The following is a 23,047-nucleotide window of genomic DNA, read 5'->3' on the forward strand; positions in this document are numbered from 1 at the left end:
CTAATGCTGTTATATAAGTGCTTTTATGTAAAGTAGAGCCTACTAAAAGCCTACCCAAACCCCTTGCATACAGTGAGTAAAATGGACCGCTTGAATGGTTTTACAGCTACTCAACTTAGGCTATCCATGCGCTTAACCTTCACGCTTATTCTTGGCTGTTTGGCTGTTCTTTTCCTGCCGCTGGCCTGTGTTGATCCCGAAGACTTAACGTTGCGCGGCACGGTGGATATCCTCGTGGTCGATGGTACGGTGACCAATCTGGCCGAGCCCCAAATTATCCGGCTTAACCGTTCGCAGGCTGACCGGCTGACGGGACGCTTTGGCTCGCTGCCCATTACCAAAGCCCGGGTTGAAGTCGTCATGGATTCCTTGATAGTGACACCAGCCCATGAAACCACCAAGGGTAATTATCAACTACCGGCGGACTTCAAAGGTCAAATTGGCCATGCTTACCAGTTGCGACTTACGCTCAGTGACGGCACGCACTACGAATCGACCCAGCAAGTGATGCCACCAACAGCCCGCATTGATAAGATCCGGGCTCAATTTAGCCTCAAGAGTCTGTCCCCACCAGTACGGGGCTATTATACATCAGGCCATGATGTGTTTATCGAGTTACAGGACCCCGCCGACCAGCGTAACTATTACCGTTGGGACTGGACTGACTACGAACCGCAATACTGGTGCCGTTCCTGCAAGCAAGGATTTTATTCGGTCTATAATCCCATCGGAAATATTGTGGCCGGTTTCCGATCCGGTCCAGACTTGTATGAAGATTGTTATTCTCCCTCTGGCATCGATCCTGGTAATCCCCTTTACGGTTCCACCCTGGATTATCCCTGCCGCACTCAATGCTGGGAGCTGGTGCCTAGTTACACCGTAGCACTGTTTGACGACCAGTATGCCAACGGAGGCCTCATATCAAATCTCAAAGTAGCCGCCATTCCCTTCTATCAGCATAGTCCCTGTTTAGCCAGTGTGCGCCAATCCTCGTTGACTCCCGATGCCTATCGCTATTTCAAGTTGTTCGCCGATCAAACCCAGAATACAGGAGGTCTAGCCGACACGCCCCCGACGGCCCCCATTGGTAATGTGCACAACGTGGCCAACGCCAAAGAAGTAGTGGTGGGCTATTTTACGGCCTCAGGGGTATTTAGCAAAAACATCTATATTGACCGCAAGGATTACCAAGGGGTGCCCTTGGGCTACGATCCCATCACCGGTTATCCCCAACAGCCAGGGGGTGAACTCTTCTTAGCTTTATACGGACGCTCCCCGAACGGAGAGGGATCTCCCCGTCCGGGGAGCAACAACTTTTTCATTGACGACACGCCCCGTCCGCCGACGGCTGTATGTGCCCCCCTTGACCAACGAACGTCTTTCAAGCCTGAAGGCTGGCCCAATTAATTGTCGCTTTTTTAGGGTTTGTCAGGTAGAGTTAAAGCCATGTTTTTTAGCGGGTTTTTCCTCGCATTCATAAAGGCCTGATTCTTAGAAAAGTTTCTTAACATAACGTATCTTGTGCAACTTGACTAAGAAAAGTACCATTTTCAAAACAACCAATTTGTCAAAAGGATGTGCAGAGAATAGTTCCTTCTCAACTGTAAAATGACCAATGAGCTAATCTTTTCAAGAACTAGTTGGTAAGCTAGGAAAATTACGAATTCTCAAAATACCCTCCTAGGTGAGACGAAGGAACGTTCATACATCTGCTTCAAGAAAAGGGTGTTTCATGAGTCGCTTTTAGCGAAGTTTACAAACGTTTAGTAGTACGTTTGTAAAATCGGACTCAGTATTAGTCGGCATTACCTGATTTAATTATATAAGATTCGACACTGGATATTCATAACCAGGGAAACTACTCTGCGTTTAAGTCTAACTTCAGCCTATAGATTACCTAGTTTTTGAGTGATGCTGATAACCGTTGTAAAATCTATTTTAGTGTTCATCCTGGCGGGCCTGTGCGAGATCGGGGGCGGTTACTTGGTCTGGCAGTGGATGAAAGAAGGAAAGCCGCTTTGGTATGGCCTAGTGGGCAGCATCATTTTAGCAGCCTATGGCGTTGTAGCCACCTTTCAACCGGCTGGATTTGGTCGCATATATGCCACTTACGGCGGGTTCTTCATTGTTATGGCCCTTTTATGGGCTTGGAAAGTGGATGGGTTCCGACCAGACCGATACGATATTATCGGGGCACTGATTGCTCTGGTTGGTGTTTGCATCATCTATTATGCACCCCGGAATTAAATCAATAGAGATACCCTATCGAACGGCGTGCTTTTGGAGTTTGTCGAGTTCCATCACCAAATAGACCATTTCCTTGGTTTCGGCGGAATCACCCATCTGCAAAGAAATCGGGCCTTCTTCGGGCTGAATCGTTAGGTGAAATACCAGCCACGGGCAACATAGCCGCTCGAATTTGATAAACTCAGCCAGATCGTTAATGATGGTATTATCTGACCCTGCGAACACCAGTTCATAGCTGGTCGGATGCTCCACAGCGCGCGACACCTTTTTAAAAAGCGTCTGGTGCAATTCGTTCATTCGCTTGATTTGGTCTTTGTCTGTGAGCTTGCAGGCCAGGGCGATTTTCTGTTTCAATACAGCTTCGGTTTCCATTGTCTTTGTTGTTTTGGTTTGAGCCAGGCAGGACAGAGCGACCAGCCAAACGAACCCAGTAAGCAGGAGTGATTTCATGGTTTTTCTAGTAAATTTAAACGGTGGAGTATATCCACTGTCAAGCGATTCACCAATAAATAGTTATGCTCATCGGCATCATTGCCCAGGAATCGGGCTTTTCCCGCGACACGATCCGGTATTACGAAAAAATCGGTTTGCTACGCCTGCCCAAACGAGCCCGTCGGGAAAACAACTACAAGGAATATTCACCGGCCATTTTATCGCGGCTTCGGGCGATCAAAGAATTAAAGAACATCGGCTACACGCTGAGGGAAATTCAGCAGGTCATTACGTCATATGAAACTGGCGGGCTGGACTGCATTGCAGGCAAAGACCAGGTATTAGAAAAAGTTCGACTGATTGACGCGCAAATGGCCCAATTGCAGCGTATCAAACAACAGTTACTAGAAGCGGTCGCTGAATGCCCCGATCAATGCAAAATTACGGCGATTCTGGACGGCACACTAGCTTCACCAAAATGACATAGTTATCTTAAATAGATGCCCCTTAACATGTTAACTAGAAGGCTGTAACGGTCATTCCTGTTTTGTAACCCTTGTTTGCTGCATTCTCATGAAAACGCTGGTATTACATTAATGAAATATCCATAGATTGAATCCACAGATTACGAGTAAAGGACCGCGAATAACAGCTACATGGTTGGCATAACCTTTGATTATACAATAAAAATAAGGGGCCTGCATACCGTATAATTGATGCTACTTTTTTGAAATATCAATATGTCGAGCCACCTCGTTATCAGTATCAACTGATATCTTTCTGCCTTGCTTCCATGAAATCTATCTTGATCCTTCTCTCCCTTTTTGGCTGGGCAGCTTCGACAAACGCCCAAGCCGTACGACTTGTTCAGTACTCAGGAACGACTTGGAAGGAGAGTAAACAAAACGCCGTCTATCTTGAACTTGCCGGAGGCCCTTCGTTGTACTCACTCAACTATCAGCGCATTGCTACTTCTAACGCTCGGCTTGCCTTTACTTACCGGCTGGGCAGCTCCTACATTCCTCGATTCACTACAGCTACCTTTTATTTAGGTGGCGTACTAGGTAGCCCTAGAAGATCAGTTGAATTCTTAGCGGGAGTCGGTTATCTGGGCGTAAAGTATCCAAGTCCAGAGCGGGTAAATTTTGCTCAAGAGCAGCATGACAATCTGTATCTAACTCCTCAGATAGGCTACCGTAGCCAGAACCCGAGAAATGGATTTTTATTACGAGCGACCTTAACTCCTCATTTATTCTTTGGGGAAGGTCTGAAGAAATTACGGCATACACCCGGTTTTGGCGTCAGTGTAGGAAAAGTATTCTAAAGAGATTATGCCTCCTACTTAATATATAACCACTTATACATCGAAAATACGAGCCTTGCACGTTTTGAGTAAAAAGAACTCCTCGTATGAAAACAGCTCTACTTTCAATAGCAATCATCTCTGGTATAGCTGCTTGTCGACAAGAGTTCCATCCACTTTCACCACCAAATTCAACGTCAACTCCTACGGTTTCGGCAACTATTACTCAACCTGCCTCCCCTAGTTCTGGTTGTCCCAATAAAACCTTTACACAGAATCTGCTTGGTTGGTGGACATACTCATCAAATCGGTTAGTTAATCCCAATGGAGGCAGCACAAAGTATTCAGGACGAATTATGTTTAAGGCAGATATGAGCTTTAAAGACCCAGATACGTTGTTTGGTTATAGATTACAGAATGAGCCTGTTTTGGCTAGATTATACGAAGTGCAAGGAGATAGTTTACTCGTTTATATCAGTGACAAACTCGAACGGCAACAAGGAGTTATTTTAGTACTTCAAACTGCAAATTGTAACGAATTAAGGTTTGTTGGTACAGGAAAGGGAAATGATGTTAAAATCGAATTGACGCGGTAGTTTACAATGTAACTCATGAGACTTTTTCGCTTGATAAGATAAAACTATATTGACTTATTTTGGGATAAACCAATGATAAGCAATAAAATGTAGATAGCTATGGCGAACCAGTCCCCTGGGTAGTCGTGATCACTCCAACGGCCCGGCGCAATGGTGGACCGCATTTTTTCAGAATGGCACGTGCCGTACTTTTTTTAGCGCACCTTAATTGGTAATTCTTTAGGCAGAACTGAAGGTTTTGAGTTATATGAAGTACTTCTATGCATTTTGTTTGCTGATTGGTTCTTTAGTTTCTTACGCGCAGTCAGGAGGAACAATTAAGTTTGAGTATGATCAAACTCCTACGGTGAGCCTGAATGGAGTTGCTTTAGCCAATCCCTGGGTAGGGGGACTCAATGCGCTCCAGTACTCAACTATTCGCTTAAATACGGATGAACGTGACGATTTGGTTGTCTTTGATCGCACAACTCATAAAGTGAGTACCTTTTTGGCTACTGATGACCCTTCGGGCAACGGTGTTCGTTGGCAGTATGCGCCTCAATACGAGACAGCATTTCCCGCTGATCTATACGGGTGGCTGCTACTGGTTGATTACGATGGAGATGGCCGGAAAGATCTGTTCACCAGTGGAAACAGTAATGTTCGCGTACTCCATAATGAATCCCAGAACGGCCAGCTTTTTTTTAAGGTCGCGATTGACCCGCTGATGACGGTCGGCTTGAATGGCCCCCGCCCAATCCAATTGTACGTGAACACCATTGATCTACCCGCCATCACCGATTATGACGATGACGGGGACATTGACATCATTACCTTCGATGCCGATGGAAACGTGTTGGCTTACCAAAAAAACATGAGCGTGGAACAAACTGGCCAGAAAGGGGGCTTACTCTTTAAGCGCACAGGTGACGTTTGCTGGGGGCATTTCCATAAAGAATTTTGCAATGACTTCACCTTTGGAATCCAGTGCGAGGACGGATCGGGTTCTGGTGGTCGTAAGCTGGCGAATCCGGCCAATGCCCGACCAATGCATACGGGCAACGCGCTGACCGTAGTTGATACAGACGGCGACGGTCATAAAGATCTGCTGTTTGGCTTTGTCAGCTGCGAAAATATAGCTCGCCTGCGCAATGCCGGGCCTAATAGTGATAAAGCTAATTACGTTAGCTATGATAGTCTGTATCCCCGAACAGATCCCATTTTATTTCCGGCTTTCCCCGCGACTTATTGGGAAGATGTGGACGGCGATGGCCAAAAAGATTTACTCGCCTCGCCCAATGTAACGGCCAACGATGGGTACGTTTTTGATTTTCGCCAGTCGAGTTGGTTTTACAAGAATATGGGAACGACCCAGAAACCTCTTCTCCAGTTGGTGCAAAAAGATTTCCTTCAGCGGGACATGTTGGATTTAGGGGAGCGATCGGCTCCGGCACTGGCCGATTTGGATGGTGATGGAGACCTGGATCTGCTGGTGGGGTATGCAGGCACGGGAACAGGCCGTCAATACCGGGCCGGTATCTGGCAATTTGACAACCAGGGCACCAGGCAGAAGCCCGCTTTTGTGCTGGTGAGTACAGACTATCTGGGCATATCCCAATCCCTGACACTGACCAACATAGCTCCTTCGTTTGCCGATGTGGATGCCAACGGGAGTCTGGATCTGGTGCTAACTGGGGTGAGCACGTCCACTACTGACATCCGGGTCTTCCTCAACAGTAGCCCGGTAGGAGCCCCCGCCCACTACAGCCTTTCACAAGCTATTCTCTGGCCCACTCCCGACCTGATGGCCCCCCAGGACTTACTTACGGTAACGGACGTCAATCAGGATCAACTACCCGACTTACTCATTAGCCGCTATCAGCTGGGAACCATTTTGTATTACCAGAATGTAGGCACCCTGGCCAGGCCGGATTTCCAACTCTGGAATCAGTCCTTCGGCGGCCTTGAAGCCGATTACTTTACCACCGTGCGAACCCGTTCCCTAGTGGTGACGGATGTCAATCACGACCAGCGCAATGAGCTTATTCTGGCCGCTGATGATGGGACCGTCAAGGTTTATGAATTTCCTCTCCCACCTTATCAATCACTTACTTTACTTGATTCCTTACCTGCCCTGGGCTATACCGGTGCGGGTTTAATTGCGACTGCGGCGGATCTAGACGGGGATGAGTTGCCCGACTTACTACTGGGCAGTACTGGGGGCGGTCTACGCTACCTAAGGAACACGTCGCAAAAGCAACGTCCTGTCGGTCTAAACCCAGATACGCCCTGGGTTTATCCTTCACCCGCTGATGATTACTTATTGATCCGCTCCGTAGCCACAGGTCAAGTGGAATTGCTATCTCTACTGGGTCAAGTCATCCAGCCTGCCAGAACCGTTCAGGCGCATGAGATAACGTCACTAGATGTGAAGACTATCCCGGCTGGCCTCTATTTGGTCAGATTGACTACCGTTGACCAAAAGCAACTGATTCAGAAAGTAATAATCAGTCGATAAGAATTAAAAACTTCATCGGCCCTGGCCCAACATACTCCTTTATGGCAGCACTGCATTTAGTGGATTTAAATAACAGGTGTTATTTAGAGATTTTGAATAAATAGTAATACCTCTCAGTAACTATACGAAGTTAATCATATTCGTTTTTTCACCCTGTCGTTTTATGGAGTGGACTTTACCATACAAATGATGAATAACGATCATGTCACTCAATTCCGCCTATGAAACTGTTGATCTTTTTAATTTTAATCGCGAGTTTGTGTTATACGTCTGCGGCAAATGCCCAAAATAAATACTGGTCGCTGGGACCCGCTTTATCGTTGGATCAGTATAAGGTTAATCTTCCAAGTGGAACAGATGGAGCAGTAATAAAAAATCCAGTGGCCCTAAGCTATGGGATCGACCTTTCATACCTATGTAAACAATTGCTATTTGACGTTAAAGTCCTGACGTCAAATAGAGAGTATCGATACAGTCAGACTTATCCCATTACCAGCAGTCCCGATATTTCAACGTATGCAACCATTAAAGGTCAATATCTAATAATTCCGGTTACCGTTTCTTATCGTTTAATCTCTGGTAATCGTTTCACTATGTTCGCCGGTGTGGGCGCGATAGATGAATGGGTGCCAAATGGTTTTAAAAGTTATAAGGCAAATAAAGATGGAATGATTTTGTCCAATCCAGGTTTAAAGGCAGATGCTGAGAAGACGTTTCGTGTAGGGGGCAACGCTCAGGCCGTTTTTCGATATAACTTATCAACTAAAATTCTACTTTCACTGGAACCGTCTTATCATCTGTTTTCTAGAATAGGTGTTCCGGCAGGTTATACCAACCAACACGCGTTTAGCGGCCTTCTAAGTATGGGGTATAAACTATAAATAAAACGTTTTTGCCAGTTAGATAAGATACCCCTTTCGTACTATAACTGATGTGGCTGTTGCAAATGTCGATGTTTGACTGGCTGAATCGATAGGAGGTCCGAAAATAGAGTACTATTTGCTTCGAAAGTAGGCTTTGAAAAGGGACAGTTAGTCCGTTGGCGTACTTTTGCAACAGCCACTAAAGTTATGTTATTAAAATAAACGAAGAAAAGCAGGGCGTCATTTAGCCTTGAACATCTATAATTCTTAATAAAATATGATTGATTAGCGCTAATAAATTTTATCAATTGACAGGTAATTAGCCCATTCTGTTTTAAACGTGTTTTTAATGATCTTGGCTGTTCCTGTTGTGTCATAAAGCTGAGCAAAACTGCCATCGAATTTAATCATCTTGCCGGGTACTTTATAGCTATCAGGCAAGTTGCAGAATACACTAACTTCTCGAGTTGCCATAGGATCAATTATTGAACTATCGGTAATAATGTAATAACTATCAATGGCCTTTGAGTAAGCAACAGGGGCGCTTATAGCCAAATAGCGTTTTGATATTATCTTACCACAGGCATAAGCTGTATTATCTGGAGTAGGCGTATTTTGACGACAACTAAGCAGACTCAACAGAAAGCAAAGTGAAGTTATTTTAACCATATAAGGTAGAGTTTACTCCGTAACGTCACGAGGCTGCTTTGTTGTATAAATGGTATTTGTTTGTTCTAACGGACAGACGTTAATCGTTTAAAAACATAATACGGACCAGCCGACGTGTAAGCGTATAGTTCTAAGTAGTCTTCACAAACGCGAAGACCGTTGGGATAGAAAACTTGTTGCTGACTTAATTCTTCTTCACCCTTGCTTGGCCGGGAAGCCCTAAGGTGAAAGTAGGCTCTTCCCGCTTCACTGATCACACATCGTAGATTGTTAAAATTAATACCCGAAGCCAATTGAAAGTCAATTAACTGCTTTCCTTTTTCATACACCACAGACTTTCCTTGTCCATCAACGCTCAGTGTGATGGAGTCTTCTGGCGTAGGCATCACCTTGTACGTCTTATTGCCAATATCAATCAGTTGCCACTGACCAACTAAAAGCCTGTTAACCGAATCTAAAACGACTTGGCGACGAGTGGAGTCCGTAGGATGCATGTAGCTTAATCGCTTGGCGTGTGGGCAGTACTCTCTGTCCGTTTGGTTAGCAGATAGTGACGGAGCCATTGTCTGCGTTGAGCCTAGTATCAATAAGATTAACGGAAGCTTGGTATTCATTTTCTATCAGATATTTACAGAGCAATAACTCATGATAGGGTGATACTATTATACTCTAGATTTTTTGTTCTATAATTAACCGTTATGTAAACCTAATTCTTGCTGGCCACCCTTCTAAAGGCATAGGCGTACCCTCTTCCATTAGACAGACCTAGCTTCTGATCACATAAACCCATGCGTGCCCACGTGTTAGGTTTAAGGGGCAATGGTAACACTTTTTTTACTTAATATGATAAATGTAATAAGTAGTTTTACCATATTTGTATTAAGTACATATCCGCTGACCTGTTCCCTAACTTTTTGATGAGCCTACCCCTTACAACACCTCACCCTGGCTTCTACCAGTACACGTACCCAACCTTTGTCGATGCCCCTCAGCCTATCTGCGTTCACTTCCTGACGCCGGATGGCCAACAGGCCTTTGTTAGCTATCCCAGCGACCGATCGTGTAAAGTCGCCCAATTGATTCCGGTAAGCTGGTTTCAATCCGTGACGCTGTCTCCCCAGAACGGGCAGCCCCAATTGATGCCCTTCCTGGACAGGCTATTTACCAAAGAAGCGGATAGGCATGCTATCACCCGTAGGCCAGGCCCCTGGGTGCCCAATAACCTGAAGGGGTGTAACTTGAGCCAGCATGACTATATGGCTGGTTAGCCACATCAGCTACCAAGGCACGTGATAAGCAAAACGGGGCAACCATCGCCCGTAAACACTCCGTTTTATAGCCACTTGTGGGGAAAGTACCCCTAAAAAGAGATTGTAAGTTAACCAATTTATGAATAGATGTCTTGGTCATTATGGTTTGCATCCGACAAATCGGGTTTGAAGGCGACTGTCCTTCCATCGTCAAGATTATCAATCAAATAAGTCAGCTGAGCGGCATTGAGCCTATTTATTCAGCCGATAGATGGCTTTTAATTAATTCGCAAAACCAAGAAGATGTCCTTAATCTTTATCAGGAAGATGACCAGACGATTACCCTCACATACGACGGTAAAATGACTGATTTGGTCAGAGCAACGTGCCAAACGTTGCTTCAAATGGGTGGTTATTATACAGACGAGGATAGCTAATAATGGCCTTCATAAACCTGGTTGTCCTTATACGACAGAGCTACTTCCAACCCTTTTCCTGCCTAAAGTGTCCTGGTCAAAACGCGCCTCTATTGACGCGCGAAACCTGGTCTAGCTACTCTGCTTTTTGTTTGGTAGTTGTGTCTACCGTATGTGACTGATTGGGTTTGACAGATAGTAAAAAGTTAGTGAATCGTAAAAGGCTCCTGTGTGAGACGCCTAATACAACGTGCATTTGCTCCTTATTTCAGGCGTTTTAGAAGGCCTGTCTGGATTAAATATCAACGACGCTCCGTAGCATATGGAGCGCAGCAAGGTAGACTTTGATACACAACTGAACGACTGTTAGAAGCTGGACTAGCGTTTCCGGTATCAGAAATACGATGAGCAGCGGCACGATCCAGGAAAGGGCTGTTCGGTCGCTAGAGTTAGGCGATACGCAGCAGGGGCCCAGCCCCAACGAACGGCCGATCTACAAGGGGCAAAAGAGCTATGGCTAGAGCAAGCCAAGATGAAAGGGCTAAGCCAACAACGAGAACTCACTAGTCAGCAAGAGCAAAAACGTAATCCTGACGTAGGTGTAGGCATGGGATAACACCCTAGCCTTTACTTTTCAAGGGCTGCTATGGCTTTTTCAATCTTGGCGGCAATGCCCTGGCTGGGACGCTCGGCGAAGTTTTCGATAATAGTTCCGTCGGCACCAATTAACACGTAATGAGGATAGGTGCTCACGATGTATTTTTCACTCAACGTTTTTGTCCAGGCCCGATTAGCATACAGATTAATGGTTTTTAGACCAAACCGTTTCGAGGCCGCTTTCCACTTGGGCAGTTGCTGGTTATCGGCCGCGCCAGGTGTGCCAATGCAGATACTAATAATTTTGACGGGTTTCCCTTTAAACTGCTCAACCAGTTTGTTCTCATAGGGCATTTCCTGAATGCATCCGCCACAGGTCGTGAACCAGAAACTGAGGTAAACCACTTGACCTTTGTACTGACTGAGCGTGGTTAGCGAATCATTCGCATCGACCAGCGCGAAATTGGGGGCTTTATCGCCCGACTGTAATAGCTTCACATTACTACGATCGCGCTGCTTGATGTAATCAACCAAGTATTTAAACTGAGCAGGAAATTGTTTTTTGAATTTTGTCTCAACCCAATTTGGATTATCTCCTGAGCCGCTCAATTCCCAGATCTCAAAAAAAGAACCCGCGTTTGGCCCCAATTCCTTTTTGGCGTAATCGATCAGGGCTTGTGATGAAGGTTTTGGTTCGGCCTGGCGTATCTGCCAGAAGAGTTGTTCCCGTATAAATCGCAGATAGTCATACTGGTACAACGCCGTCAGGTTCTTCACCTTGATTCGACTTTTAAACGCGTAATAGGAAGCAGGAATCACCTGTTTTTTCCTTTGATACTCGGTCTGGTACCAAACCATATACACCCTAAGCCAGGCGTCTGAATAATTGAGTGCATTAGTTTCGTACGTTTTGAACCAATCGGGTAAGGTGTGCTTCTTCTGATACGCCATCCAGAACTGATCCTGTTTCTGGTAGGTTTCATCCATCATTTTCTGAAAAGGAACGAGATTGACCGCCCGCATGCCCTCATTCATACAGGCCTGTAGGGGGTCATTCAGCACTTGGGTTTTAGCCTGATAATACTGTTGGACTTCCTTGTTTTTGCCCTCGAAAGTGACTAATGGCTGTTTATGACCCTCATTCCGTTCCGCTACAATGGAGAGATGGATTGTATCGCCAGGGACTCCTACGAGTACACAAGTCGAATCGGCAATGGTCAGAACCGATTGGCCTACGCTTCTCAATGGGCTGTTTACGTAAATCTCACGTCGGTTCAGCGGTATAGAGTCCCGAACCGAACTCACATCATTCTGAGGAAAGCTATGGTAGGTATCCAACTTTACGGGTAGCGTTTGGGCTTGTGGCACTGACTTAATGTGCACCGTAAGCCCCCCCCTTAGAGCCAATTTCGGAAGCAAGGCTTCTTTAGACTGGGCTATACAGATGGGTAGACTAAAAACGAGCATGAAAGCAGTCGGTAATGATTTCATTTTAGCTCCCGATTAAATGAGGTAACAAGGAAGAGTAAATGTAAACTAAAAATCTAGTTTACTAGTGGTTCCCTGTTTTTTATTTCTGATGAACTGGTTGTAAGCGAGAGCAGATGCGTTTAGGTTGGTATAGACCATATGCTACGAATTGCATCAAAAAACATTGTAATAGAAAACGCTCCTCAAAGTGAGAAGGAGGAGCACTTGTGAGGCTGCTGCTTAAATGGGGCATTTAGTTGTAAGGCTTGTATTAGTAACTGCCAAGTGGCCCGCCACCGCGGTACAACCCCTAGCATACGTTTTATATCATAGTCTAACTACCAGACAAAAAGAGGAGAGAAGTCAGCTTATCAAAAGGCGAAGTCATTCATTTCTGGTGCTCCTACTTCGGGCTATAGCTCAGTCATCAGACGAACGGTTTAAAATAGCCTTGTTCAGGATAATACGATTCGTATCGACATTGAACTAGTAGCCGCCAATGCCTTCATCAATTAATAATATACAGGTATTACACTTAGGTAAGCACTATATATCAACTATTTGCTTTATGATTGAGCACTACAAAATATGGGAGTACCATTGCAAGAACGTTTTAAGAGGTGATACGGATAGTTGGCAGCCATCTGCTAAAATTGACTTAGAGGAAGGAAACCCAATCTATGCAATCCATAATCCGTTCATTTTAAAAGCACTTAGGATTATTCACGGTAGCCCCTCTGACACGGAGGCATACGGAATGTGGACAAAACCGACTAGCATAGGCAACATCATCGATGATTCAATAAGTGAATACGTATTTAGGTATCGATACTTAGATGAGGCAACTCTTGAAGCCTTTAAACTATTTTTCACTGTATGGGTCAATCCAGATACTGATCAACCGTTTATGAACTCTTTGATAAATCGGGTTCAACAAACAGGTAGATAGCTTAGTATACTTTAAGGAATCACTTCCCAAAAGTTTCTTCCACCTGCTTAGACATTTTGTTTGTTAAGATTGCAATCGTTTTCATCAAATAATTTGATTTTGAATGTCAACCAAGGGTTTGGCAACTCACTCTCTGTAAGCTGACCTTGTTGTAGATTACGGACATCTTCGTTCACATACGGATCTAAAGGTGTACCTGCTCGTTCTACATTCTTTTTAATAATGGCTAGCGACTTATCAGGCCAGTTAAGTACGCACGCGACAGCTTCCACGTAAGCGGCACTCAATTAAAGATGTTGAAAGAAGTAGCCAAACCATTTTAAGGCAGAAGCAGTAATCAAAACACCGGTTATACATGTAGCTAATAAAGTGGTGGTCAACGATTGAGGATAAGGTAGAAATGAACTGTACCACCTGTTAAATCGATAAAGCATGTATAGCCAAATAACCCATTCGACCAAAATAATAAAGCCCGATAGGCGGTAAAGTTGAGTTAGGTCTTTTCGAATATGCCCATCTTCCCAGCGTAGAGAGTCCGCAATAAAGAACCCATTCAAGTACTCATGAGCATACGCCAGAAAGAAAGGAACAAAGTAACAGGCAAACACATTGATAGCTATCAGTAAACACAATCTGCCTACTAACTGCCCGACCGTCTTCAAATCATCTACGTCCTTTGATGTCATTTTCCTTCTAAGTAGTTTAGTCAACTAGTCAATCTGGTTTTGACCAGTACCTGAGGCGTCTTCTAAGTAAGTTGATTTACTACTCAACAACATCAGTAAAAAGGCACCACGCACAAACAAAGCAGTAGTTTCGTTCTTATAAAATCAGATGATGCCTAGCCGTTGGGCTACGTTTACGATGTTCGTGCGAAACCCCAGTTGATGACGAGAAGCGATTAATTTCTTTAGTTCTGCTCGAGCTTCTTCTTTCCGGCCTAAGCGGGCCAATAACAACATCCGTAAATGAGAGAAGCCCATTCGCTCACACTCCTGGAGAATGTCATCGACTGAATTAAATTGATTCAAGTAGGGCAAAATGCGAGTCAGTATTAGATTATTCAGATAGCTGATCATAATCTGTTCTGGAGCAGTAGCATCCAAGGCTAACCACTGAGTACCCCGTTTCTTGCCATAAAACTGGCCTAGATTACGATCAAATACGGAGTATGGGTAGCCTTCAAAAGGGAATACAGGGAGCTCTTGGCCAGGATGGGTTAATTCCCAAACGTCATCTGATAGGATCTGAACACGAATCGTGAAAATCGCTACCTGATGATAATACGAATGAGTTAAATCGCGCTGAATCGTTACTAGTTTACCAACCTGATCAGATTTAAGGTAAAACTGATTATCTTTTTGTTGGTACCCACTGGTCAATAACTGGTGGGCAAAGGAACGCTTGATAACCCGCTGGTACTTGTTATTGATAACCGATAGGCGCATTACTTCGACGTTGTTTTACCAGACAGCCTCCCACAAACTAGTTAGACGCATTTTTGAAAGCAAACAAATAGCAGCAAATAATTTCCTGATTAGAAAAATTATTTGAATTAAAGTTAGAGATTATGTAGCCATGTTTTCAGGTAAGTCCCTGAATTTAATGGCAGACGCTAGATAAGGCCTTCATTTGTTATACCTTTTTTACTTCTGTCTCACAATTCGCTCCTCTACGAGACAAAGAAATCCTCCTGTTTGTGCTTCGTAAATAGGGCGTTTACTGAACCGGATCGTACACGAGCAGCTAGTCCAATACTGCTACCTTAACTGACATACTGTTGGTTATATAAGATAATTCAGCCCTAACTACTTAACAATCCTTCTAGTTCGTTCCTATACTGAATCCTAAATTAGACTAATGAATGAAGCTCCCTAAATGGCTCTTTATTACCATTCAATTAATTGGAATCATAGGTGGAACTTGTTGTTAGGCTCAATCACAAACCGAGAATCCAATCTGGAAACCTTGTCCCCTTATACCCACTACCGATTCAACTACATTCCAACGAACACTTGATTCAGTCGCTAATTACTTGCCTGGGCGATGGGAGCTAGTAGAAGTCGGTGGCGGCTGGGGGCCTAACCGAAAACCATATCGAGTCGTTGAGTTGGTCATAAATCAAAAGCGCGAAGGTGTTGTGTACGAAAACGGCGTGGAGACAGCCACTTTTCAATTAACCCTGAAAATGAGACTGAATACAGTATGGTTTCGTATTAATCAGCAAGGGAAATCTATCTTTAAATTACCCCTTGGACCTAATAGGTGGGGTCTAATGAGTCTATGTGGTGAGAAACTAGGTCTGTCTGATTCATACGCGGATGGGTACGCTTATGCCTTTAGAAGAGTGCCCAGCAAGAATTAGGTTAACATAGTTCATATTGCCACTTATATTATAAAGTTTGACTGACTTAAAGAATGCTATCAATAAACCAGTTACTGCTGTCACTATTATATATAGTGACACCTTTTTGCGGACAATGCCAGTCAAAGGCGCTAGTAATCAATCAATTACAAACTGATAGTGTTACTGCGCTGCTTAATGACATTAACTGGCACGGCAAAGCATTGGCTTCCCAAGAAAGTTGGCGGTTCAGTAATCAGAAACAGAAGATTAAACCTTGGTTTGATATCGGCTTTGTCGTTTACTCGCCTTATGTAACATCATCTGATGGGATCACGCATGTAACTCATATACTGCCAAGCCAATTTCTTAGTATTAGTCATTTACCGACAACGACAGGTACATTTGATTTGTCCGACCTAATTATCAATCAACGGTTAAAAATAAAGGTGGAATATGAATTGATTGAAGGTGGAGATGGAATTACGAATCGATACGTCTTATCCAAAAGCACTGATAACTGGATAAAAATTATAAGATACGACCCTAAGACTAAGCTAGTCATAGGCGCCTTCAATCTAGAATTGATCGGTCGCTCGGATGAAGTAGCCCATTTTAAAAATGGTGTTTTTAAAGTCAGAATGACAGACGAGTTTAAATAACTTGTTGGGTCAATCCCTTTTACAGTAGAAAGGCTAACTACGATACATAGGATTAAATGATAGTATACTCAGTTTCATTGCTTTCAGGAGAATGGAACGTTTCATCAGTGTTTCACATAGCATAATCAATGTGGCTGCGGTTGCAAGAGTCATCTAAAGAATTGTCAACTACTATCCAGAGCATAAACCTCTGGATTTTGTTATTCGTTTTGTGTACACTTATAAACCCGGTTGTGTTGCACCTTTCATAGGGTATGTCTGATCACTATTAACTTATTTCCAACCTTTTAAAGTCGTTAGGGGTCTTTGTCTTGTAAGTTATCTATAACAGAAATCCTTATGCGCTACTTTTTTACGGTTGTAAGCCTTTTACTGCTTAACGTAAGCTGCCGGGAACAAAATAGGGTCCCCCCCTTAGATGCTTTTGTTACATCCCTTGCCGACCTGCCTACTACCTACCAATCGTTTCAAGGGGGTAGCGCTGCCGCCGGTCGTCTTAAACGTGAAACCCAGAACGGCAAAACCACTGGCGAATGGCGTTATAATGAGCGCGGCCAATTAATTGAGTGGCGACTTTACCGGTTTGATGCCGTGGAATCAGCCGTTCAGTATCGTTACGACAAAGATGGCCGCTTACTGTATGTACAGCAATTCGCCAATAACTGCGGCTACTCAAGTGTCTATAATTGTAGTGGCCCGGTGGAATGGACCAGTTACGACCAGTTATTGTCTGACGCCGCCGGGCGTATTACGGAGAGCCGGACGTATCTTAAGCTGAATGGAAACTGGGAGTTTCGTAGCAAAAGCGTGTATGCGTATAACGCGCAGGGTCAAATTACAAACGTGCTACGGTATGATGCTAAGGGCGTATTGGCCGTTACTCAAACGCTTACTTACGACACACATGCCAATGTAATAGCTAGTAGAGAACAAAGCACCGTAGCTTCCGCTGACCTCGCTGACCGCACGTTTACCTATGCGTATGACACCGGCCGCAATCCCTATTTTAACACGGTCTACTATCCTGCTGCCCTGTTTTTAAGCCGTAATACGCAATTAGCTCCAGGGTTAACTTATGACTACCGCGCTGATGGCTTGCCGGTACGTATCCGTCAAAATGGGAGCATTACGGAATTGGAGTACTATTAAAAGCAGGAGATATCCAAACAAATGGGCGTAGGCTACTTACTATGTTGGACAGCTATTTAAAATCAGTTTCTTACTAAGCCCTTTTACTTGAGACGACAGAGTCTTCCTACATCTGCTTTAGGAAATGGGCGTTTAAGGAAACGCTTCATTATTAAGTATTTTGCCTGACGCGTCCTACGTTGGCCAACATACGGCCCCCTATACACCAGCCGGGAATGGTTAATTTGGCCCTAGGAAAGCCCAGGTAAGTAAACTAGCCCTAACCCCTACTTTCTTTTGTTTAGCCTTTAGTTGATTCGTTGCTTATGCGATCCGCTACGTTGCAGGCACTTCTTAGCTGCCTACTCGGTCTGTTACTCCTGGCTTGCGTAGACCCCGAAGATCTGGTGCTACACGGCACAGTGGACATTATCGTGGTGGATGGCACCGTGAACAATCTGGCCGAACCCCAGTTTATTCGGCTCACCTACGCCCGAGCCGACCGGCTGACGGGCCGGTCTGGCAACCTGCCCATTACCAAAGCCAGCGTTGAGGTTTGGGAGGACTCCGCCCGAGTGATCGCTTGCCATGAAACCACGGATGGTGTCTACCAACTACCGGCCGACTTTAAAGGTCAGGTGGGTCATGCCTACCAGCTACGATTCACCCTCACCGATGGTAGCCAGTATGTCTCCACTCAACAACTGATGCCCGCGACCGCTCCTATTAATAAGATTCGTGCTCAATTCAACCTGAACAGTCTGTCCCCCTCCGTGCGGGGCTACTATACCTCGGGCCATGATATATTCATCGAGTTACAGGATCCCATCGAGCAGCGCAACTACTACCGCTGGGATCTGGTCGACTATGAACCCCAATACTGGTGCCGTAGCTGCGAGCAGGGCTTTTACAACATCTATAATGTCATCGAAGACTATCATGGCATTTACCGCTCGGGGCCAGACCTCTACGAAGCGTGCTACTACCCGCCTTACGTTTATATCGGTGATTTCGTTTACGGCCGCACGTTTGATTACCGGTGCCGTACCCAATGCTGGGAAATATTGCCCAGCTACGCGGTGACCCTCTTTGATGACCAGTACAGCAACGGGGGCCTCATCCCCAACTTCAAGGTAGCGGGCGTTCCCTTTTATCAGCATGGCCCTTGTCTGGTACAGGTACGGCAGTCCTCCCTGACGGTCGATGCCTACCGCTATTATAAGCTGTTTCAGGCGCAAACCCAGAACACGGGCGGCCTGGCCGACACGCCCCCCACGGCCCCGGTGGGTAATGTCCATAATGTGGCTAGCCCCAACCAGGTGGTGGTGGGTTATTTTACGGCTACGGGGGTGTATACCAAGCCCATTTACATTGATCGTCAGGACTATCAGGGCGTGCCGCTGGGCCTGGATCTAACTAATGGCTATTCGAAATTTATTGGCGGTGAACTCTTCTATGCCCTGAATGGCCGTGAGGTAACACCCGAGCCTGCCCCTGGCTCGAATACGCGCCCCCTTTTCCTCGACGGTACGCCCCGCCCGCCCACGGCCCTGTGTGCGCCCCTTGACCAACGAACACCGGTCAAGCCCGCAGGATGGCCCAACTAGTCACCGTGACTGCCTAGCTGAAAATAAGACTACTTCACGGTGAATCAATCGGTTGTACTTTATCCAGAGCCATAGGCTACGGATGGTGGTGGTCAGTTATCACTAATCCCTGTCTTGTAAAAACGCTCAATTCCTGCAACGGCTTTCTCAAAGGTTGGTCGTGAATTAACCACCAAATAGACAAAATAAACTCAAGTGACGAATTTGGCGGCCGCCGCTGCGCTAGGCCGCTCTAGCGGTCCATTTTTTAGATTTACCCAATTATGGGTAAGTCAAGATAAACGACAGTCGATATAAATACGATCTCATCTCGATAAACAATCCGCATCGAGGAGGACAGCCGGGCGTTCGTATAATTAATGGCTTTCATCAGCGCCTGCTCGATGGTTAGCAAAGCAGGTACGACAAATCCTTCCGCTTCGATTCGTCCGATTAAGTCCAGGATATCGTTAGTCGAATAGGCCAGCACTGGACTCGACTGGTTAGCCATCGTTTCCAGGTAATCAAAAAAGGGATCACTTAGGTCGTATAAAACGGTAGTTCTCATACCTAAATATCGCTTATCAGGGCAGTCCAATCTGGGTTAACAACAAATCTTTGGAAGAGAGGTGAATCATCTTTCCCCCGTTATTGACTTTCGTTTTGTCCAAATTTTTGGACATTTTTCTTACTCTTAACCCAATCAGGAAAACGGAATTTGATCATCTGTAATTTGTTCAGCCAGTTCCTCCGTTGTAAAACACGCTAGCTGAATTGCCGAAAAATAACCGATAATCCGCGTGTTGTTGTCATTAGCTAAAGGTGTTGTTTGTAAGGGCATTTGTGAATGATGGTCAGCATTAAAAGCACTTGGGCTAAAATAAAGGTGATTTTCTTGATCAAGGATAGCTGCGTAGGCGGTGGAGTCACTTTGCTGGAGTTTCTCCGGCATCACGTCTTCAAATGCTTTGGACAAGCCAGCCGCTAGTGACAATTTAGTGAGCATGATTTCTGAGTCGTTTTCGATTAAAAATAGAGTTGCTTGTTGGATGGTAAACACCTGGCTAGCGGCCATCTTTAATGCGGCCACTACCCGTTAGTTTCTTACTTGATACATGAACGGTGTAATGCGCCCTTTCTTCGTCCTGAACCGTAAAACCTAACTGCGTGGCACCGTAAGCCATGACCTGACGGATTTGAGACTCAAACTGATCGAACTGCAAAATGGCATCGGCGGGTTGATCAATTCGTTGCCAGCGGAGCTGGGGATGGTAGTATTCAGTAAAGGCAATTACCGTGGCCTGCGGGTAGGCTTCTGTAATAATTGGGTAGTTCAACATAAATTAAATGAAGTTAAGTCACTCGACGGGTACTGATTGGTCGGGATACCTGAGCAGAGGGCGTTTTCGGTTGACTCGGGAGCGCCTTGGCTGGGGCGGACGACTTTAGATCGGTCAGGTGAGGATTCCCGGGTTTAAGCAAACGGGGTGCTTTCAGTGTTGGTATTTCAGAGGGGTGCTGAACGGCTTTTGCCATAATTTTCTTTACCTGGTCCCAACTCCTGCCGTTTCGAACATCAACTTTGGTTGAATCTGCTTCAGCATCCGTAAAGAAAGTAAGCGCCCGGCGAGTATGGCTCATCGCCATCTGGGAGGGCGAAAACTGACGCTGATAGTTTTTGAGTACCTCTTTTAAGGGCATCCGTTGGAGGATCTCCGCCAGATCGTAAAAATCACGGCGTAATCCGCGGTTAGCCACAGCGTGAACTTTCATCGCTACGGCATCCCTTAGATCCAGAAATCGTATATTCTGCTCCGCCAGGGGGGCATGCTGCATCTGATAAGGAAATCGGATCATATCAAATTTTACCCCATCCAAAAAACCTCGAATACCCAAATCACTTTGTGAATACACATCGACACGAGCGCCAAAGGTTTGCTCCATGAATTTCTTCATGGCCCCTGGCGGAATGGCTTTGGGCGTAAACAAATCAATATCCGTACTTTGCCGGTGGCCCAGGTGCAGGGCAATTGCCCCACCACCGCATAGTAAAAACCCGGCTTGCTCCAGCTCCCGATTCGTCATCAATTCCTGCAGCAACTGGTAGGGTTTTGTATCGATGGTTTGGAGATGATACATGCGGGCTTTTTATTTTCAGGCTTATTTTAAATTCTGTAATCGTGTGGATTCATTTGGTGCTTCTCATGACCTTTTACTTTAAAGCTTGTTTCAGTTTGTCCCTCGATAAGGTTACGAATAAGAAGAGTTGACTGATGATAAGCGCGCTCCTAATTGCGTTAAAACGAAGCATGCTTCAGCTGTGATAAGTCCAGTCGTTTGTAAGCCCGGTACATTTCCGGTTTTAGATTCAGCCAAATGGCCGTGAGGGAAATAGTCGATGACTGCAATTCAGCGGTATTCAATAACGCTTGTTTAATCGTCTCCAGATCAAAAAAATCGATTATGGCCAGCTTGTCTTCATGGGTGCCCGCATCAAAAACGCGCGCGATAATTGTCTGCCGATCCTGATCGTCATCGATATTGAGCGAGTCGACGTCGTAGCCCCATAAACTGCGGGTGGAGATCTGCAACGACTTGCGGGATGTAGCCGGTTTGCCGGTTGCCAGGTTAGGGATTGAATGATCTAAAGCCATGATCTTTTAAACTAAAATGGATGAATAAACCTAAGTCTTATTGACCGAAAACAAAATAATTTTTTAAGCAAATTAGGCCAACAAATGAAATGATAAAATTTATTGATTTTGAGGGCAATCAGGCGTTAAGGGTTTTACTGCAGAGATAAAAAAAGCCATCGCGTTGACCACGATGGCACGGGATGCTCAATCTATAAATCTTGCGGTGAGACTTTCTTCTCATAGGTGGTAATCAACCGCCCATGTTCATCGACAAGGTCAATTTGCTCAACAACTTCAATCGTAGGTGTGGCATTAGCTAGTCGGTAGCCAACGTACAGAGACATACCAATTTGAACAATTTCAGCGGCTATGGCGAGATAGAGCATCCACTGCCGCCCGGTTGCATCCTGTTTAAACAAAGCAAAAACCATCTTTATTAGAAAAACGCTGATGGCCATACCAATGCGAAGCCGGCTGATGAAATAGGCCTCTGGTCCCAGTAGAATGGCGATGGTGAGCCGGATTGCCCCTACCAGGAAAGCCTGTATGTAGTAGGGAATATCAAACAGCTTAGGCACTTTAAACGGTAATGACAGGGGTTCAAAAAGGCGTTTCATGACTAGGCGGGCGTCTTAAAGGTTTCTTCCCTATTCAATATACAATCTACTTCAAAAAGAATCGGGCTAATACGTCTGAAATGAGTACAAGAGCTTATCATTTCTTCCCGGTTATCGCCCTGTTTTATTCGACGCGTTAAATAAACAGCCTAGCTGGTCAGGCACTCTAATCGATACAACTTAGCTACTGATCATGATTTTCAATTGTAGACTGGTTAACCCGGGCGGGCAGCTTTGCATACTCTGGCGATCGGGCAATCTCCTGCTGTAGCTTCTGGCTTAATTCATCGTATATTTCCCAGTTCCAGTCTTTAAATGTCAGCGAATAAAAGTCATATGGACAATCGGATACGCCGGTGTCAGCGGGGAGTGGTTTAATCTGTTTTAACTCAGGATGGCAGGTTTCACCTTTTTTGGTTACCTGTACCGATAAAAGACTGGGAGTTCCTAACAGGGATAACAGATCAAATGGATAGGTAAGCTCCGATTCAGAAAAGTCATAGCCTCTCATCCCAATGACATCACGGTACAGGTGCGAGCTTTGCCGGAGTGATTGCGTGTATTCTTTATGGATCAGGACGGGACGCGGTTGCTTTTGAACGAGTTCATACTGATCCGGCAATACCCAAGTCAACAGTACTTTTGGCCGCTGATACAGTTGATTCGTTTGTTTGAATAGCTCATCCTGCGTTCCTTTTTCAACAATACGAAACAATATGCCCACGTATTCACCCGTGGTTAAGTCGGTTGGACTTTGCTGAATTATTGGCAATAGAAGGCTCATC

The 23,047-nt window shown here is 45.2% G+C and carries 25 protein-coding genes; 12 read left to right on the forward strand and 13 right to left on the reverse strand.

From position 1 onward, the window contains the following. Window positions 1-126: 126 nt before the first annotated feature. Window positions 127-1,407 (forward strand): DUF4249 domain-containing protein, encoded by a 1,281-nt coding sequence (locus CWM47_RS21140; protein ID WP_100990181.1) that lies wholly within the window; start codon window positions 127-129, stop codon window positions 1,405-1,407. A gap of 504 nt (window positions 1,408-1,911) precedes the next feature. Next, the gene (locus tag CWM47_RS21145; RefSeq protein ID WP_206170533.1) at window positions 1,912-2,247 is read left to right on the forward strand and encodes a YnfA family protein; all 336 of its coding nucleotides are present in this window, start codon (window positions 1,912-1,914) and stop codon (window positions 2,245-2,247) included. A 15-nt stretch (window positions 2,248-2,262) separates the two neighbouring features. Here the strand turns inward: CWM47_RS21145 and CWM47_RS21150 are convergent, their stop codons facing one another. After that, the gene (locus tag CWM47_RS21150) at window positions 2,263-2,697 is read right to left on the reverse strand and encodes a hypothetical protein (protein ID WP_100990182.1); all 435 of its coding nucleotides are present in this window, start codon (window positions 2,695-2,697) and stop codon (window positions 2,263-2,265) included. A gap of 65 nt (window positions 2,698-2,762) precedes the next feature. Here CWM47_RS21150 and CWM47_RS21155 point away from each other — a divergent pair, with 65 nt between their 5' ends. The 5 genes from CWM47_RS21155 to CWM47_RS21175 all read left to right on the forward strand — a co-directional run bounded on the left by CWM47_RS21155 (window position 2,763) and on the right by CWM47_RS21175 (window position 7,956). Then, complete coding sequence (locus tag CWM47_RS21155) at window positions 2,763-3,161, forward strand: MerR family transcriptional regulator (RefSeq protein WP_100990183.1); 399 nt, start codon at window positions 2,763-2,765, stop codon at window positions 3,159-3,161. A 311-nt stretch (window positions 3,162-3,472) separates the two neighbouring features. Next, window positions 3,473-4,003 (forward strand): hypothetical protein, encoded by a 531-nt coding sequence (locus CWM47_RS21160; RefSeq protein WP_100990184.1) that lies wholly within the window; start codon window positions 3,473-3,475, stop codon window positions 4,001-4,003. An 86-nt stretch (window positions 4,004-4,089) separates the two neighbouring features. After that, window positions 4,090-4,578: a hypothetical protein gene (locus tag CWM47_RS38225; RefSeq protein ID WP_157816024.1), complete on the forward strand. Its 489-nt coding sequence runs from the start codon at window positions 4,090-4,092 to the stop codon at window positions 4,576-4,578. A 247-nt stretch (window positions 4,579-4,825) separates the two neighbouring features. Further along, the gene (locus CWM47_RS21170; protein WP_100990186.1) at window positions 4,826-7,075 is read left to right on the forward strand and encodes a T9SS type A sorting domain-containing protein; all 2,250 of its coding nucleotides are present in this window, start codon (window positions 4,826-4,828) and stop codon (window positions 7,073-7,075) included. Between the two features lie 221 nt (window positions 7,076-7,296). Further along, window positions 7,297-7,956, forward strand: a complete 660-nt coding sequence (locus tag CWM47_RS21175; protein ID WP_100990187.1) for a hypothetical protein — start codon at window positions 7,297-7,299, stop codon at window positions 7,954-7,956. A gap of 273 nt (window positions 7,957-8,229) precedes the next feature. Here the strand turns inward: CWM47_RS21175 and CWM47_RS21180 are convergent, their stop codons facing one another. Together CWM47_RS21180 and CWM47_RS21185 are read right to left on the reverse strand one after the other, a co-directional pair. Continuing rightward, entirely contained in the window at window positions 8,230-8,607 is a 378-nt protein-coding gene (locus CWM47_RS21180) for a hypothetical protein (RefSeq protein WP_100990188.1), read from the reverse strand. A 65-nt stretch (window positions 8,608-8,672) separates the two neighbouring features. Beyond that, entirely contained in the window at window positions 8,673-9,221 is a 549-nt protein-coding gene (locus CWM47_RS21185; protein ID WP_100990189.1) for a hypothetical protein, read from the reverse strand. 303 nt (window positions 9,222-9,524) lie between these two features. Between CWM47_RS21185 and CWM47_RS21190 the strand changes: the two genes are divergently transcribed. After that, the gene (locus CWM47_RS21190; RefSeq protein WP_100990190.1) at window positions 9,525-9,875 is read left to right on the forward strand and encodes a hypothetical protein; all 351 of its coding nucleotides are present in this window, start codon (window positions 9,525-9,527) and stop codon (window positions 9,873-9,875) included. A gap of 1,025 nt (window positions 9,876-10,900) precedes the next feature. Here CWM47_RS21190 and CWM47_RS21200 read toward each other — a convergent pair. Next, window positions 10,901-12,361: a TlpA family protein disulfide reductase gene (locus CWM47_RS21200; protein ID WP_100990192.1), complete on the reverse strand. Its 1,461-nt coding sequence runs from the start codon at window positions 12,359-12,361 to the stop codon at window positions 10,901-10,903. Between the two features lie 547 nt (window positions 12,362-12,908). On the opposite strand from CWM47_RS21200, the gene CWM47_RS21205 reads away from it, so the two are divergent. After that, window positions 12,909-13,289 carry a hypothetical protein gene (locus tag CWM47_RS21205; protein ID WP_100990193.1) on the forward strand — a complete coding sequence of 127 codons (381 nt, stop codon included), beginning with the start codon at window positions 12,909-12,911 and terminating at the stop codon, window positions 13,287-13,289. A gap of 287 nt (window positions 13,290-13,576) precedes the next feature. Here the strand turns inward: CWM47_RS21205 and CWM47_RS21215 are convergent, their stop codons facing one another. Next, window positions 13,577-13,975 (reverse strand): hypothetical protein, encoded by a 399-nt coding sequence (locus CWM47_RS21215; RefSeq protein WP_100990195.1) that lies wholly within the window; start codon window positions 13,973-13,975, stop codon window positions 13,577-13,579. A 144-nt stretch (window positions 13,976-14,119) separates the two neighbouring features. Next, window positions 14,120-14,737, reverse strand: a complete 618-nt coding sequence (locus tag CWM47_RS21220) for a DUF4304 domain-containing protein (protein WP_100990196.1) — start codon at window positions 14,735-14,737, stop codon at window positions 14,120-14,122. A 1,012-nt stretch (window positions 14,738-15,749) separates the two neighbouring features. Between CWM47_RS21220 and CWM47_RS21230 the strand changes: the two genes are divergently transcribed. The 3 genes from CWM47_RS21230 (at window position 15,750) to CWM47_RS21240 (ending at window position 19,030) form a co-directional block, all read left to right on the forward strand. Further along, window positions 15,750-16,295, forward strand: coding sequence for a hypothetical protein (locus CWM47_RS21230; RefSeq protein ID WP_157816025.1), 546 nt, complete (start codon window positions 15,750-15,752; stop codon window positions 16,293-16,295). Window positions 16,296-16,634: 339 nt separating this feature from the next. After that, window positions 16,635-17,444: a toxin-antitoxin system YwqK family antitoxin gene (locus tag CWM47_RS21235; protein ID WP_100990199.1), complete on the forward strand. Its 810-nt coding sequence runs from the start codon at window positions 16,635-16,637 to the stop codon at window positions 17,442-17,444. 305 nt (window positions 17,445-17,749) lie between these two features. Beyond that, window positions 17,750-19,030, forward strand: coding sequence for a DUF4249 domain-containing protein (locus CWM47_RS21240; protein WP_100990200.1), 1,281 nt, complete (start codon window positions 17,750-17,752; stop codon window positions 19,028-19,030). 253 nt (window positions 19,031-19,283) lie between these two features. Here the strand turns inward: CWM47_RS21240 and CWM47_RS21245 are convergent, their stop codons facing one another. The 7 genes from CWM47_RS21245 to CWM47_RS21275 form a co-directional block, all read right to left on the reverse strand. Continuing rightward, window positions 19,284-19,577 (reverse strand): hypothetical protein, encoded by a 294-nt coding sequence (locus CWM47_RS21245; protein ID WP_100990201.1) that lies wholly within the window; start codon window positions 19,575-19,577, stop codon window positions 19,284-19,286. 135 nt (window positions 19,578-19,712) lie between these two features. Further along, window positions 19,713-20,084 carry a hypothetical protein gene (locus CWM47_RS21250; RefSeq protein WP_100990202.1) on the reverse strand — a complete coding sequence of 124 codons (372 nt, stop codon included), beginning with the start codon at window positions 20,082-20,084 and terminating at the stop codon, window positions 19,713-19,715. Further along, window positions 20,074-20,349, reverse strand: coding sequence for a hypothetical protein (locus CWM47_RS21255; RefSeq protein WP_100990203.1), 276 nt, complete (start codon window positions 20,347-20,349; stop codon window positions 20,074-20,076). Before CWM47_RS21255 ends, CWM47_RS21250 begins: the two co-directional genes overlap by 11 nt. Window positions 20,350-20,362: 13 nt before the next feature. Then, window positions 20,363-21,148 carry a nucleotidyl transferase AbiEii/AbiGii toxin family protein gene (locus tag CWM47_RS21260; RefSeq protein WP_100990204.1) on the reverse strand — a complete coding sequence of 262 codons (786 nt, stop codon included), beginning with the start codon at window positions 21,146-21,148 and terminating at the stop codon, window positions 20,363-20,365. A 158-nt stretch (window positions 21,149-21,306) separates the two neighbouring features. Then, window positions 21,307-21,663 carry a DUF6922 domain-containing protein gene (locus tag CWM47_RS21265; protein WP_100990205.1) on the reverse strand — a complete coding sequence of 119 codons (357 nt, stop codon included), beginning with the start codon at window positions 21,661-21,663 and terminating at the stop codon, window positions 21,307-21,309. 191 nt (window positions 21,664-21,854) lie between these two features. Then, the gene (locus tag CWM47_RS21270) at window positions 21,855-22,262 is read right to left on the reverse strand and encodes a hypothetical protein (protein ID WP_100990206.1); all 408 of its coding nucleotides are present in this window, start codon (window positions 22,260-22,262) and stop codon (window positions 21,855-21,857) included. Window positions 22,263-22,446: 184 nt separating this feature from the next. Then, window positions 22,447-23,046 (reverse strand): phage replication initiation protein, NGO0469 family, encoded by a 600-nt coding sequence (locus CWM47_RS21275; protein WP_100990207.1) that lies wholly within the window; start codon window positions 23,044-23,046, stop codon window positions 22,447-22,449. Between the last annotated feature and the right edge of the window lies 1 nt (window position 23,047).

Origin of the sequence: Spirosoma pollinicola, from assembly GCF_002831565.1 — a bacterium.
In the GTDB taxonomy this organism is placed as follows: domain Bacteria; phylum Bacteroidota; class Bacteroidia; order Cytophagales; family Spirosomataceae; genus Spirosoma; species Spirosoma pollinicola.

What these genes read in the sequence shown, in the direction of transcription:
- CWM47_RS21250 (WP_100990202.1), bottom strand. Translation starts at nt 20,084, where the DNA reads ATGGCCGCTAGCCAGGTGTTTACCATCCAACAAGCAACTCTATTTTTA.
- CWM47_RS21265 (WP_100990205.1), bottom strand. Translation starts at nt 21,663, where the DNA reads ATGGCTTTAGATCATTCAATCCCTAACCTGGCAACCGGCAAACCGGCT.
- CWM47_RS21235 (WP_100990199.1), top strand. Translation starts at nt 16,635, where the DNA reads ATGCGCTACTTTTTTACGGTTGTAAGCCTTTTACTGCTTAACGTAAGC.
- CWM47_RS21190 (WP_100990190.1), top strand. Translation starts at nt 9,525, where the DNA reads ATGAGCCTACCCCTTACAACACCTCACCCTGGCTTCTACCAGTACACG.
- CWM47_RS21260 (WP_100990204.1), bottom strand. Translation starts at nt 21,148, where the DNA reads ATGTATCATCTCCAAACCATCGATACAAAACCCTACCAGTTGCTGCAG.
- CWM47_RS21185 (WP_100990189.1), bottom strand. Translation starts at nt 9,221, where the DNA reads ATGAATACCAAGCTTCCGTTAATCTTATTGATACTAGGCTCAACGCAG.
- CWM47_RS21220 (WP_100990196.1), bottom strand. Translation starts at nt 14,737, where the DNA reads ATGCGCCTATCGGTTATCAATAACAAGTACCAGCGGGTTATCAAGCGT.
- CWM47_RS21175 (WP_100990187.1), top strand. Translation starts at nt 7,297, where the DNA reads ATGAAACTGTTGATCTTTTTAATTTTAATCGCGAGTTTGTGTTATACG.
- CWM47_RS21245 (WP_100990201.1), bottom strand. Translation starts at nt 19,577, where the DNA reads ATGAGAACTACCGTTTTATACGACCTAAGTGATCCCTTTTTTGATTAC.
- CWM47_RS21155 (WP_100990183.1), top strand. Translation starts at nt 2,763, where the DNA reads ATGCTCATCGGCATCATTGCCCAGGAATCGGGCTTTTCCCGCGACACG.
- CWM47_RS21275 (WP_100990207.1), bottom strand. Translation starts at nt 23,046, where the DNA reads ATGAGCCTTCTATTGCCAATAATTCAGCAAAGTCCAACCGACTTAACC.
- CWM47_RS21240 (WP_100990200.1), top strand. Translation starts at nt 17,750, where the DNA reads ATGCGATCCGCTACGTTGCAGGCACTTCTTAGCTGCCTACTCGGTCTG.
- CWM47_RS21140 (WP_100990181.1), top strand. Translation starts at nt 127, where the DNA reads ATGCGCTTAACCTTCACGCTTATTCTTGGCTGTTTGGCTGTTCTTTTC.
- CWM47_RS21200 (WP_100990192.1), bottom strand. Translation starts at nt 12,361, where the DNA reads ATGAAATCATTACCGACTGCTTTCATGCTCGTTTTTAGTCTACCCATC.
- CWM47_RS21170 (WP_100990186.1), top strand. Translation starts at nt 4,826, where the DNA reads ATGAAGTACTTCTATGCATTTTGTTTGCTGATTGGTTCTTTAGTTTCT.
- CWM47_RS21145 (WP_206170533.1), top strand. Translation starts at nt 1,912, where the DNA reads ATGCTGATAACCGTTGTAAAATCTATTTTAGTGTTCATCCTGGCGGGC.
- CWM47_RS21270 (WP_100990206.1), bottom strand. Translation starts at nt 22,262, where the DNA reads ATGAAACGCCTTTTTGAACCCCTGTCATTACCGTTTAAAGTGCCTAAG.
- CWM47_RS21215 (WP_100990195.1), bottom strand. Translation starts at nt 13,975, where the DNA reads ATGACATCAAAGGACGTAGATGATTTGAAGACGGTCGGGCAGTTAGTA.
- CWM47_RS21150 (WP_100990182.1), bottom strand. Translation starts at nt 2,697, where the DNA reads ATGAAATCACTCCTGCTTACTGGGTTCGTTTGGCTGGTCGCTCTGTCC.
- CWM47_RS38225 (WP_157816024.1), top strand. Translation starts at nt 4,090, where the DNA reads ATGAAAACAGCTCTACTTTCAATAGCAATCATCTCTGGTATAGCTGCT.
- CWM47_RS21160 (WP_100990184.1), top strand. Translation starts at nt 3,473, where the DNA reads ATGAAATCTATCTTGATCCTTCTCTCCCTTTTTGGCTGGGCAGCTTCG.
- CWM47_RS21205 (WP_100990193.1), top strand. Translation starts at nt 12,909, where the DNA reads ATGATTGAGCACTACAAAATATGGGAGTACCATTGCAAGAACGTTTTA.
- CWM47_RS21180 (WP_100990188.1), bottom strand. Translation starts at nt 8,607, where the DNA reads ATGGTTAAAATAACTTCACTTTGCTTTCTGTTGAGTCTGCTTAGTTGT.
- CWM47_RS21255 (WP_100990203.1), bottom strand. Translation starts at nt 20,349, where the DNA reads ATGTTGAACTACCCAATTATTACAGAAGCCTACCCGCAGGCCACGGTA.